9 protein-coding genes are annotated in these 11,934 nt (G+C 65.6%); all 9 read left to right on the top strand.

What is annotated here, in order from left to right; all coding sequences use genetic code 11:
• The first annotated feature begins 49 nt into the window (after nt 1–49).
• Nucleotides 50–1,228 carry a phospho-N-acetylmuramoyl-pentapeptide-transferase gene (gene mraY, locus NFX52_RS06935; protein WP_055399566.1) on the top strand — a complete coding sequence of 393 codons (1,179 nt, stop codon included), beginning with the start codon at nt 50–52 and terminating at the stop codon, nt 1,226–1,228.
• Complete coding sequence (murD, locus tag NFX52_RS06930; RefSeq protein ID WP_369801380.1) at nt 1,225–3,261, top strand: UDP-N-acetylmuramoyl-L-alanine--D-glutamate ligase; 2,037 nt, start codon at nt 1,225–1,227, stop codon at nt 3,259–3,261. Before mraY ends, murD begins: the two co-directional genes overlap by 4 nt.
• Complete coding sequence (gene ftsW / locus NFX52_RS06925; RefSeq protein ID WP_055399564.1) at nt 3,258–4,532, top strand: putative lipid II flippase FtsW; 1,275 nt, start codon at nt 3,258–3,260, stop codon at nt 4,530–4,532. Before murD ends, ftsW begins: the two co-directional genes overlap by 4 nt.
• 79 nt (nt 4,533–4,611) lie before the next feature.
• A complete protein-coding gene (gene murG, locus NFX52_RS06920; RefSeq protein ID WP_055399562.1) occupies nt 4,612–5,676 on the top strand; it encodes an undecaprenyldiphospho-muramoylpentapeptide beta-N-acetylglucosaminyltransferase in 1,065 nt (354 codons plus the stop codon).
• Nucleotides 5,673–7,106: a UDP-N-acetylmuramate--L-alanine ligase gene (gene murC / locus NFX52_RS06915; RefSeq protein ID WP_055399560.1), complete on the top strand. Its 1,434-nt coding sequence runs from the start codon at nt 5,673–5,675 to the stop codon at nt 7,104–7,106. The genes murG and murC overlap by 4 nt, the downstream gene beginning before the upstream one ends.
• Nucleotides 7,103–8,092, top strand: coding sequence for a D-alanine--D-alanine ligase (locus NFX52_RS06910; RefSeq protein ID WP_055399558.1), 990 nt, complete (start codon nt 7,103–7,105; stop codon nt 8,090–8,092). Before murC ends, NFX52_RS06910 begins: the two co-directional genes overlap by 4 nt.
• On the top strand, nt 8,092–8,907 hold the full coding sequence (locus NFX52_RS06905; protein WP_055399556.1) for a cell division protein FtsQ/DivIB: 816 nt from the start codon (nt 8,092–8,094) through the stop codon (nt 8,905–8,907). The genes NFX52_RS06910 and NFX52_RS06905 overlap by 1 nt, the downstream gene beginning before the upstream one ends.
• Nucleotides 8,908–9,014: 107 nt before the next feature.
• The gene (ftsA, locus tag NFX52_RS06900) at nt 9,015–10,244 is read left to right on the top strand and encodes a cell division protein FtsA (protein WP_008903721.1); all 1,230 of its coding nucleotides are present in this window, start codon (nt 9,015–9,017) and stop codon (nt 10,242–10,244) included.
• Nucleotides 10,245–10,479: 235 nt separating this feature from the next.
• Nucleotides 10,480–11,721, top strand: coding sequence for a cell division protein FtsZ (ftsZ, locus tag NFX52_RS06895; protein ID WP_055399554.1), 1,242 nt, complete (start codon nt 10,480–10,482; stop codon nt 11,719–11,721).
• Nucleotides 11,722–11,934: the final 213 nt, after the last annotated feature.

The following is an 11,934-nucleotide window of genomic DNA, read 5'->3' as shown; positions in this document are numbered from 1 at the left end:
TCACCCGTGTGGTGGCGGCACCCAAGGCCGTGCAAGCGGGGGAGGCCACATGCTGCTGATGTTGTCGCAATGGCTGCAGGGTCTGTCGCCCGAGTTCGGCTTTTTCCGCGTGTTCCAGTACCTCACGTTCCGCGCGGTGATGGCCGCCATGACGGCGCTGCTCATCGGCCTGATCGCGGGCCCCAAGGTGATCCGTGTGCTCACCTCGCTCAAGATCGGCCAGCCCATCCGGGGCTATGCCATGCAGACGCACCTGTCCAAGAGCGGAACGCCCACGATGGGTGGCGTGCTGATCCTGCTGTCGATTGCGATTTCCACGCTGTTGTGGTTCGACCTGTCCAACCGCTTTGTGTGGATCGTGCTCATCGTCACGCTGGGTTTTGGCGCCATCGGCTGGGTGGACGACTGGCGCAAGGTGGTCAACAAGGACCCCGAAGGCATGCGCTCGCGCGAGAAGTATTTCTGGCAGTCGGTGATCGGCTTGGTTGCTGCGCTCTACCTGGTGTTCAGCATTTCCGAAAGCTCCAACGCCAAGGTGTGGGAGCTGTTCGTGGGCTGGGTGCAGTCGGGCTTCTCGCTGGACCTGCCGCCCAAGGCAGGCTTGCAGCTGCCGTTCTTCAAGGAGATCAGCTACCCGCTGGGCGTGCTGGGCTTCGTGATCCTGACCTACCTCGTCATCGTCGGCTCCAGCAATGCAGTGAACCTGACCGACGGCCTGGACGGCCTGGCCATCATGCCGGTGGTGATGGTGGGTTCGGCACTGGGCGTGTTTGCCTATGTCACGGGCAGCTCGGTGTACTCCAAGTACCTGTTCTTCCCGCACATTCCAGGCGCGGGCGAACTCTTGATCTTCTGCGCCGCCATGGCGGGGGCGGGCCTTGCCTTCCTGTGGTTCAACGCGCATCCAGCCCAGGTGTTCATGGGCGACGTGGGCGCGCTGGCGCTGGGTGCTGCGCTGGGCACCATCGCCATCATCGTGCGGCAGGAAATCGTGCTGGCCATCATGGGCGGCATCTTTGTGGTTGAAGCACTGTCGGTGATGCTGCAGGTGACCTGGTTCAAGTTCACCAAGAAGCGCTACGGAGAAGGCCGCCGCCTGCTCAAGATGGCGCCCCTGCACCACCACTTTGAAAAGAGCGGCTGGAAGGAAACGCAGGTGGTCGTGCGCTTCTGGATCATCACCATGCTGCTGTGCCTCATCGGCCTGTCCACCTTAAAACTGCGATGAACGCTGACGAGCCTCTCATCCGCCCCACGCCCGCCGAACCCGGGGCGCCCGATGCCGCGCGGCCGTTGGCAGGGCCGGGCGCGGACGCCGACGTGAACGCGCCCGCCGGTGACGACTTTTTTGCACCGGACCCCACGGAAACTGTCGATACCGATACCGATACCGATACCGAGGCGCTGAACACCGATGCGCAGCAGCCCAGCGTGGGCATTGCGGCTGAGCCGTTGTCCAAAGCTGGCGAACCCGTCGCCGCAGTGCCGCCTGAAATGGCAGCGCCGGACGTGACCCCTGCGGCCGGGAACGCACCCGCCAAGGGCCATACCTGGGACCCTGAAGCCGTGCCCGCCATCTCGGCTGCCAAGGCTGCCGCCGATTTCGTGGCGCAGATCTTTGCCGACGTATCGGCGCCCGAGGCCGCGCCCGTCGAGCACAGTGTCGACGTTGAAGACGTTGACGCCCCGGGTGCATCCGGCGCAGAGGCCGAGCCGCAGGTCGCGCCGCGCGAAGCCATGGCCCAACTGCTGCAAGGGCATAACATCCTCATCCTGGGACTGGGCGCCTCGGGCCTGGCCATGGCCCGCTGGTGCGTGCGCTGCGGGGCCGAAGTCACCGTGGCCGACACCCGCGCTGCGCCGCCACAGCTGCCCCTGCTGCAGCAGGAGCTGCCCCAGGTGCGTTTTGTCGCCGGTGCCTTTGATGCCAGCCTGGTGGAAGGCCGAGGCCTGAACGCGGTCTACCGCTCTCCCGGTTTGAGTCCTGAGGCAATAGCTCCTGTTTTGATAGCTGCTAGTGCTTGTGGAATAAGCGCTGGGGGCGAACTAAGTTTGTATTCCATGGCGCTGAACGCGCTGCGGGCATCCCATGGCTACGCACCGGCGGTGCTGGCGATCACCGGTACCAACGGCAAAACCACGGTCACATCGCTCACGGGCCAGCTCGTGGAGCGTTCGGGCAAGAGCGTGGCCGTGGCTGGCAACATCGGCCCCACGTTGCTCGATACCCTGGCGGGCCACATCGACGCCGGCACGTTGCCCGAGGTGTGGGTGCTGGAGCTATCAAGCTTCCAGCTCGATGGTGTGACCAACTTTGAGCCCACTGCGGCGACCGTGCTCAACATCACGCAGGACCACCTGGACTGGCACGGTGACATGGCGGCCTACGCGGCGGCCAAGGCGCGCATCTTTGGCCAGACGGGGCTCATGATTTTGAACCGCGAAGACGTGGCCGTGATGCAGATGCTGCCGCCTCCGGTGAAGGTCAAGCTGCAAAAGCCCCTGATGCGTGAGCACCTGACCTTTGGCGCCGACATGCCCCGGCGTCCCGGCGACTTTGGCATTGAGGTCGTGAGCGGCATGCCCTGGCTGGTACGCGCGATGGACGCGGATGAAACCCGCAAGCGCGGCCGCAACGAAGTGGCGGAAGACCTGCACATCCAGCGCCTGATGCCCGCCGATGCGCTGCGCATCCGGGGTCGCCACAACGCGGTGAACGCGCTGGCTGCGCTGGCCCTGGCCTCGGCCGCAGGCTGCACCTTGGCCCCGCTGCTGTACGGGCTGCGCGAATACCGGGGTGAGCCGCACCGTGTGGAGCCCGTGGCCATCATCAACGGCATTGAGTACTTTGACGACAGCAAGGGCACCAACGTGGGTGCCACGGTGGCGGCCCTTACGGGCCTGGGCGCAGAGCGCCGCATCGTGGTCATCCTGGGTGGCGAAGGCAAGGGGCAGGACTTCTCGCCGCTCGCAGCGCCGGTGTCGCGCTATGCGCGCGCTGCGGTGCTCATCGGGCGCGATGCGCCGCAGATCCGCGCTGCGCTGCAGGACTGCGGCGTGGTACTGCTGGATGCCGAGACATTGCCTCAGGCTGTGGCTCTGGCCACGCAGCGGGCCCATGCGGGCGATGCCGTGCTGATGTCGCCCGCCTGCGCCAGCTTTGACATGTTCAAGGACTACGAACACCGCGCACAGGTCTTCTGCGACGCGGTGCGCACGCTGGCAGACGATGCCGGGCAATCCCTGGAGGGCATGGCATGACGGCCGATGTGCGCAATTCCACATTGCTGCAGCGGGTGACCGGCTGGTTTGGCGGCCTGCCCGGCAAGGCGGCCGACGTATTGCCGGTGCGCGTGGGTGGCACGGAGTACCGCCAGTCGTCGAGCACGCCGGCCAGCGTGCTGGGTTTCGACCAGGCCCTGCTGTGGGTGGTGGTCGCGCTGCTGGCCTGGGGGCTGGTGATGGTGTATTCGGCCTCGATTGCCATGCCGGACAACCCGCGTTTTGCCAACTATGCCTCCACCCATTTTCTGACCCGCCACGCGATGTATCTGGTGATCGGGTTTGTGGTGGCCTTGCTGGCCTTCCAGGTGCCGATGGCGCTGTGGGAGCGTGCGGCGCCGTGGTTGTTCGTGGTCGCGTTGCTGCTGCTGATCGCGGTACTGATCCCCGGCGTGGGCAAGGTCGTCAACGGTGCGCGGCGCTGGTTGTCCATCGGACCCATTGGCTTTCAGCCCTCTGAAGTGGCCAAGTTTGCCGTGCTCATCTATGCGGCCGACTACATGGTGCGCAAGATGGAAGTGAAGGAGCGGTTTTTCCGCGCCGTGCTGCCCATGGGCGCTGCCGTGGGCATTGTGGGCGTGCTGCTGCTGGCCGAACCCGACATGGGTGCGTTCATGGTGGTGGCGGTCATCGCCATGGGCATTCTGTTCCTGGGGGGCGTCAACGCCCGCATGTTCTTTCTCATCGCCGGGGTGCTGGTGGCGGCTTTTGGCGTGATGATCGCCAGCTCGCCTTGGCGCCGCGAACGCGTGTTTGCCTACCTCGACCCCTTCAGCGAGGAGCACGCTCTGGGCAAGGGCTACCAGCTCTCGCACTCGCTCATCGCCATCGGGCGCGGCGAGATTTTTGGTGTGGGCCTGGGCGGCAGCGTGGAAAAGCTGCACTGGCTGCCCGAAGCGCACACCGACTTTTTGCTCGCCGTGATCGGCGAGGAGTTTGGCCTGGTGGGCGTGGTCACGCTCATCGTGCTGTTCTTGTGGATGACGCGCCGCATCATGCACATCGGCCGCCAAGCGATTGCCCTGGACCGCGTATTCGCTGGGCTGGTAGCGCAGGGCGTGGCGATCTGGATCGGCTTTCAGGCCTTCATCAACATGGGCGTGAACCTGGGCGCGTTGCCCACCAAGGGGCTCACGCTGCCGTTGATGAGCTTTGGGGGGTCTGCGATTTTGATGAACCTGGTGGCGCTTGCGGTGGTATTGCGGGTGGATTATGAAAACAAGCTTCTCATGCGCGGAGGCCGCGTATGAGAAGTTTGTTTCACCAAAACGGGCTGTGCATTGCGCAAGCAATGCCAGGCACGCAGTGCCTCATGAGAGGGGGCCGCGTATGAGCGCGCAGAAAACTGCTCTGATCATGGCCGGTGGCACCGGCGGCCACATCTTTCCGGGCCTTGCGGTGGCCGAAGAGCTGCGCACGCGTGGCTGGCGTGTGCACTGGCTGGGCGCGCCCGGCAGCATGGAGTCGCGCATCGTGCCCACGCACGGTTTCGCCCTCGAACTGATTGACTTCTCGGGCGTGCGCGGCAAAGGCATCGTGACGCTGGCCCTGCTGCCGCTGCGCCTGCTGCGTGCGTTCTGGCAAGCCCTGCAGGTGGTGCGGCGCGTCAAGCCCGATGTGGTGGTGGGCCTGGGCGGCTACATCACCTTTCCGGGCGGCATGATGGGGGTGCTGGCAGGCAAGCCGCTGGTGCTGCACGAGCAGAACTCGGTGGCGGGCATGGCCAACAAGGTGCTGGCCGGTGTGGCCGACCGGGTGTTTACCGCCTTCCCCAACGTGTTCAAACAAGGCCAGTGGGTGGGCAACCCCCTGCGCACGCCGTTCACGCAGCAGCCCGGCCCGGCCGAGCGGTTTGCGGGGCGCACCGGTCCGCTGCGCCTGCTGGTGGTGGGTGGCAGCCTGGGGGCGCGCGCACTCAACGAGATCGTGCCAAAGGCTATTGCCCTGATGCCTGCCGACCAGCGCCCGCAGGTGATTCACCAGAGCGGCGCCACGCAGATCGACGCCCTGCGGGCCAACTATGCGGCTGCAGGGGTCGAGGCGGAGTGCACGCCCTTCATCGATGACACCGCCAGCGCGTTTGCGGCGGCCGACATCGTCGTCTGCCGCTCTGGCGCGAGCACGGTCACCGAGATCGCTGCCGTGGGCGCTGCTGCCTTGTTTGTGCCGTTCCCGTCGGCGGTGGACGACCACCAGACCACCAATGCCAGGTTCCTCGTGGATGCCGGTGGCGGCTGGCTGGTGCAGCAGCGCGACCTGACGCCCGAAGGGCTGTCGCAAATGCTATTGAAATTGGAGCGCCCTGCGCTTGTAGATATTGCGCTGAAGGCCAAAAACATGCAAAAAATCAACGCCACCCGCGAAGTGGTGACTGCCTGCGAGGAGTTGGCATGAAACACGCGATTCGCCATATCCATTTTGTGGGCCTGGGCGGCGCGGGCATGAGCGGCATCGCCGAGGTGCTGTTCAACCTGGGCTACCGCATCTCGGGCTCGGACCTGGCCGACAGCGCCACGCTGCGCCGCCTGGAGGGGCTGGGCATCAAGACCTGCCTGGGCCATGCGGCTGCGCACATTGATGGTGCCGATGCGGTGGTCACCTCCACCGCCGTCACGCCCGACAACCCCGAGGTGCTGGCCGCGCGCGAGAAAAAAATTCCCGTGGTGCCCCGCGCGCTGATGCTGGCCGAGCTGATGCGCCTGAAGCAGGGCATCGCCATTGCAGGCACGCACGGCAAGACGACCACCACCAGCCTGGTGACCAGCGTGCTGGCCGAGGCGGGCCTGGACCCGACCTTTGTGATCGGCGGCAAGCTCAACAGCGCAGGCGCCAACGCCAAGCTGGGCAGCGGCGACTACATCGTGGTCGAGGCCGACGAGTCCGACGCATCGTTCCTGAACCTGCTGCCCGTGATGGCCGTGGTGACCAACATCGACGCCGACCACATGGAGACCTACGGCCACGACTTCGGCCGGCTCAAGGGCGCGTTTGTCGATTTTCTGCACCGCATGCCGTTCTACGGCACGGCGATCCTGTGTGTGGACAGCCCCGCCGTGCGCGACATCCTGCAAAGCGTGACCTGCCCCATCACCAGCTACGGCTTCTCGGAAGACGCGCAGGTGCGCGCCATCAACGTGCGGGCCGAGGCGGGCCAGATGCGCTTTACCGTGCAGCGGCGCAACGGCGTCACGCTGCCCGACATGGAGATCGTGCTCAACCTCGCGGGCGAGCACAACGTGCTCAACGCGCTGTCGGCCATTGCCGTGGCCGTGGAGCTGAACATTCCGGACGAAGCCGTACAGCGTGCGCTGGCCGGCTTCAAGGGCGTGGGCCGGCGCTTCCAGCGTTATGGCGACCTGCCCGCCAAGGACGGCGGCCAGTTCACCGTGATCGACGACTACGGCCACCACCCGGTGGAAATGGCGGCCACCTTGGCTGCCGCACGGGGTGCCTTCCCGGGGCGCCGCCTGGTGCTGGCTTTCCAGCCGCACCGCTACAGCCGCACGCGCGATTGCTTCGAGGATTTTGTGAAGGTCATCGGCAACGCCGATGCCGTGCTGCTCACCGAGGTGTATGCCGCTGGGGAGGCGCCTGTAGTGGCCGCCGATGGTCGATCGCTGGCCCGTGCGCTGCGCGTGGCGGGCCGCGTGGAGCCGGTGTTCATCGACAACGTGGCCGACCTGCCGCAAGCCATTGCCGACAACGCGAAGGACGGCGACGTGGTGATGTGCATGGGCGCAGGGTCGATTGGCGCCGTACCTGGCAAGGTGGTGGAGATGCTACAAAATAGTGAGCTTTCAGCGCTTGAAGGGAGCGCGCTATGACCGTTTTTGATTCCAATTTTGATGTGAAATCCCTGGGCAAGGTTGCCGTACTGATGGGCGGTGACTCGGCCGAGCGCGAGGTCTCGCTGATGTCTGGCAGCGGGGTGCTGCAGGCGCTGCGTTCGCGCGGGGTGGATGCCCATGCCTTCGACCCCGCGCAGAACGCGCTGGGCGACCTGAAGCGCGACGGCTATGCACGCTGCTTCATCGCGCTGCACGGCCGCCATGGTGAAGACGGCACGGTGCAGGGCGCGCTGGAGCTGCTGCGCATCCCGTACACCGGTCCGGGCGTGATGGCCTCGGCCATCGCCATGGACAAGGTCATGACCAAGCGCGTGTGGCTGGCCGAGGGCCTGCCCACACCACGCTACGTGTGGCTGGCGCCCGACCGCCAGCAGCGCGAGGTGGTGCGCACCGTGCCCGATGAGCTGGGCCTGCCCCTCATCGTGAAGCCGCCGCGCGAAGGCTCCTCCATCGGCGTGACCAAGGTGCGTGGCTACTCGGACATGCAGGAGGCCGTGCAGCTGTCTGCCCAGTACGACCCCGATGTGTTGTGCGAAGAGTTCATCGAAGGCGAAGAAGTGACCTGCCCCGTGCTGGGCCAGGGCGCCAGTGCCCGTGCGCTGCCAGTGATCCGCATCGTGGCACCCGATGGCGCCTACGACTACCAGAACAAGTATTTCACCGACGACGTGAAGTACCAGTGCCCGAGCGGCCTGCCCGAAGCCGAGGAGCGCGAGATCCAGCGCATCGTGCTGGAGGCTTACCGCACCCTGGGCTGCCGGGGCTGGGGCCGTGCCGACCTGATGATCCGCGCCAGTGACCGCAAGCCCTTCCTGCTGGAGATGAACACGTCCCCCGGCATGACCGGGCATTCGCTGGTGCCGATGTCCGCACGGGCTTCGGGCATCAGCTACGAAGAGCTGTGCCTGCGCATCCTGGCCGATGCCGCCTTGGACACACCGACAAGGTCGAAGGCCGACTGATGACCCAAACGTTGCCCGCACCGCTGGACGTCAAGCTCATGAACCTGACCGCATCGGTCTTGTTCGTGGGCTGCGTCCTGCTTGTGCTGGCGGCGGGGGCCTGGTGGGTGCTGCGCTACCCGGGCTTTGCGATTGCGCGCATCGTGGTGCAGGGCGAGCTGGTGCACAACAACGCGGTGACCTTGCGGGCCAATGTCGCGCCGCACCTGGTGGGCAATTTCTTCACGGTGGATTTGCGTGCCGCGCGCGAGGCCTTCGAGCAAGTGCCCTGGGTGCGCCGCGCCCAGGTGCGGCGGGTGTACCCCGGCAGCCTGCGCGTGGAACTGCAGGAGCATGACGCAGTGGCGTACTGGGGGCCGGACACCGGCTCTGCGCTGGTCAACAGCCAGGGCGAAGTGTTCGAGGCCAACGTGGGTGATGTGGAACAGGACGGCCTGCCGCGCCTGCTGGGACCTGCGGGCAGCTCCCCCGAGGTGCTGCAGATGTTTGGCCTGCTGCAGCCGGTGTTCAAACCGCTCGGGCTGGAGGTGGAAACGCTGGAGCTGACGGGGCGGGGCGGTTGGCGGGCCACGCTGGACAGCGACGCCGTGGTGGAGCTGGGCGGCGGCACACCGCAGGAGGTGGTGCAGCGCACGCAACGCTTCACGCGCACCCTGACACAGGTGGCTGCGCAGTACGGGCGGCGCGTGGATGCCCTGGAGTCCGCCGACCTGCGGCATGCCGGGGGCTACGCCCTGCGCATGCGCGGTGTGACCACGGTGGTGACCGATGCCGCAGCGGCGGCTGCTTCGGCCAGTGCCGTGCGCAGGAGGTAATGGCATGCAGCAACAGCAACAGCGCTGGTATGTGGAGCGGGACGCAGGTGGGTTCGTGAATGGGGCCGTGGGGCGGCGGGACAGAACAGAGAAGGGCAGAGACTGATATGGCAAGAGAATACAAAGACGTTGTGGTGGGGCTGGATATCGGCACCGCCAAGGTCATGGCCGTGGTGGCCGAGGTCCTGCCCAATGGCGAGCTCAAGCTTGCAGGCTTGGGCGTGGCCCCGAGCAATGGCCTCAAGCGCGGCGTGGTGGTGAACATCGACGCTACCGTGCAAAGCATCCAGCAGGCCCTGAAAGAGGCCGAGCTGATGGCCGACTGCAAGATCCAGCGTGTGTACACCGGCATCACCGGCAGCCATATCCGGGGGCTCAACTCCAGCGGCATGGTGGCCGTGAAGGACAAGGAAGTCACCTCGGCCGACGTGGCGCGCGTGGTCGAGACGGCCAAGGCCATCAACATCAGCAGCGACCAGCGCCTGCTGCTGGTGGAGCCGCAAGAGTTTGTGATCGACGGGCAGGATGTGAAAGAGCCCATCGGCATGAGCGGCATCCGCCTGGAGGCCAAGATCCACATCGTGACCGGTGCGCAGAGCGCGGCCGAAAACATCATCAAGTGCGTACGCCGTTGCGGCCTGGAGGTCGAGCAGCTCATGCTGAACCCGCTGGCTAGCAGCCAGGCCGTGCTGACCGACGATGAGCGCGAGCTGGGTGTGGTGGTGGTGGACATCGGCGCGGGCACGACGGATGTTGCCATCTTCACCGGCGGCGCGATCCGCCACACGGCAGTGATTCCGATTGCGGGCGACCTCATCACCAGCGACATCGCCATGGCGCTGCGCACGCCCACCAAAGATGCTGAAGACATCAAGGTGGAAAGCGGTTACGCCAAACAACTGCTGGCCGACCCCGAGGCGCAGGTGGAAGTGCCGGGCCTGGGCGACCGCAGCCCGCGCATGCTGAGCAAGCAGGCGCTGGCCGGTGTGATCGAGCCGCGGGTGGAAGAAATTTTCTCGCTCGTGCAGCAGGTAGTGCGCGAGTCGGGCTATGAAGAAGTGCTGTCGTCGGGCATCGTGCTCACAGGCGGCAGCTCGGTGATGCCCGGCATGATCGAGCTGGGCGAAGACATCTTCCTCAAGCCCGTGCGCCGAGGCATTCCCAAGTATTCCAGCGCGTTGTCTGACATGGTGGCCCAGCCCCGTGCTGCTACCGTCATGGGCCTTCTCGAAGAGGCCCGGCTGGCCCGTTTGCGCGGCTTCAAGGTGGCGCAAAAGAGCGGGTCCATGAAGACGGCGTTCGGCCGTTTCAAAGATTTCATCGTGGGGAATTTTTGACCATGAAATACCCAGGAATGAGCGCCGCCGGGCCGCCTCAAGGCGCGAAGGCCCCCTTGGGGGGCAGCGCAGCACACGCAGTGGCAAGCGTGGGGGCCTTGTGGTTAGCCCGTGGTAGCCCGCACGGCACTGCGCGAGAGCGATGGCGATGTACAGGACCGCCTCGTTCTCCAGCCACCAGTACCCCCTTCCCCATATGGCAATTGCCTACGAATTTAGAAACAGGAGCTCCAAGATGACCATCGAAATGATCGAAGCCGAAGAATTCAACCAGGGCACCCAGATCAAGGTGATCGGTGTGGGCGGTGGCGGCAGCAATGCCGTCGAGCACATGATTTCCCGCAGCGTGCAGGGCGTGGAGTTTGTCAGCGCCAATACCGACGCGCAGGCGCTCACGCGCAGTTCGGCCCACCGTGTCATCCAGCTGGGTGGCAGTGGTCTGGGGGCAGGCGGCAAGCCTGAAAAGGCGCGCGATGCAGCCGAAGCGGCAGTTGAAGACATCCGCGACGCCATCCAGGGCGCGCACATGCTGTTCATCACGGCCGGCATGGGCGGCGGCACGGGCACGGGGGCTGCCCCGGTGATCGCGCGCATCGCCAAGGAGATGGGTATTCTGACCGTGGGTGTGGTGACCAAGCCTTTCGACTGGGAAGGTGGCCGCCGCATGAAGAACGCCGACGAAGGCCTGGCCGAGCTGGAAGCCAATGTGGATTCGCTGATCGTGGTGCTCAACGAAAAGCTGCTCGATGTGCTGGGCGATGACATCACCCAGGACGAAGCCTTTGCACACGCCAACGATGTGCTCAAGAACGCCGTGGGCGGTATCGCTGAAATCATCAACGAGTACGGCCAGGTGAACGTGGACTTCGAAGACGTGCGCACCGTGATGGGCGAGCCCGGCAAGGCCATGATGGGCACTGCCACTGCCAGCGGCCCCGACCGCGCCCGCATCGCTGCCGAGCAGGCCATTGCCTGCCCGCTGCTCGAAGGCATCGACCTGTCGGGAGCCAAGGGCGTGCTGGTGCTGGTCACCGCGAGCAAGGGCAGCCTCAAGCTGTCCGAGTCGCGCCAGGCCATGAACACCATCAATGCCTACGCATCGACCGACGCTCATGTGATCTTCGGCGCTGCCTACGACGAAACCCTGGGCGACGAGATCCGCGTGACCGTGGTGGCCACAGGCCTGTCGCGTGCCAACGCACGCCGCCAGCCCATCTCGGTGGTGCAAGGTGGCCTGCGCACGGGTACGGACAATATGGCCTACCAGATGCCCATGGCCGGTGTGGGAACGCTGGGGGGGGCTGTGGGTGTGCAAGGCGGCCACACGGGCAGCGCGCAAGCCGACTACGGCAGCATGTCGGTGCCCAGCGTGTGGCGCACCAACCGCACCCAGGCTGCGGCCCGTGTGGACGCGCTGTCCTCGGGTGGCATGGATGACCTGGAGATCCCGGCCTTCCTGCGCAAGCAAGCCGACTGATCGACAACAGGCTCTTCCATGGGCCGCAAGACAAGAAGCCCTGCCAGCACAAGCTGGCGGGGCTTCTTTTTTTGCAGCGAGGTTTGCTTGCGCTGTGCTTGTGCTGCTTCAGGTCCTTGGGGTCAGAAGGACTCCCAGTCGTCGTTGTTGTTGTCCGCTGCAGGTTTGGGGCTGCTGGCCTTGGGCGGCAGCGCCGCTGCCGGGGCCTTGGCG

This window comes from Acidovorax facilis (assembly GCF_023913775.1).
Taxonomy (GTDB): Bacteria; Pseudomonadota; Gammaproteobacteria; order Burkholderiales; family Burkholderiaceae_C; genus Acidovorax; species Acidovorax facilis.
This window is presented reverse-complemented; position numbering and strand designations above follow the sequence as displayed.

Bases quoted from the DNA above. Each gene is read 5' to 3' on its own strand.
- mraY (WP_055399566.1), top strand. From the start codon at position 50: ATGCTGCTGATGTTGTCGCAATGGCTGCAGGGTCTGTCGCCCGAGTTC.
- murD (WP_369801380.1), top strand. From the start codon at position 1,225: ATGAACGCTGACGAGCCTCTCATCCGCCCCACGCCCGCCGAACCCGGG.
- ftsW (WP_055399564.1), top strand. From the start codon at position 3,258: ATGACGGCCGATGTGCGCAATTCCACATTGCTGCAGCGGGTGACCGGC.
- murG (WP_055399562.1), top strand. From the start codon at position 4,612: ATGAGCGCGCAGAAAACTGCTCTGATCATGGCCGGTGGCACCGGCGGC.
- murC (WP_055399560.1), top strand. From the start codon at position 5,673: ATGAAACACGCGATTCGCCATATCCATTTTGTGGGCCTGGGCGGCGCG.
- NFX52_RS06910 (WP_055399558.1), top strand. From the start codon at position 7,103: ATGACCGTTTTTGATTCCAATTTTGATGTGAAATCCCTGGGCAAGGTT.
- NFX52_RS06905 (WP_055399556.1), top strand. From the start codon at position 8,092: ATGACCCAAACGTTGCCCGCACCGCTGGACGTCAAGCTCATGAACCTG.
- ftsA (WP_008903721.1), top strand. From the start codon at position 9,015: ATGGCAAGAGAATACAAAGACGTTGTGGTGGGGCTGGATATCGGCACC.
- ftsZ (WP_055399554.1), top strand. From the start codon at position 10,480: ATGACCATCGAAATGATCGAAGCCGAAGAATTCAACCAGGGCACCCAG.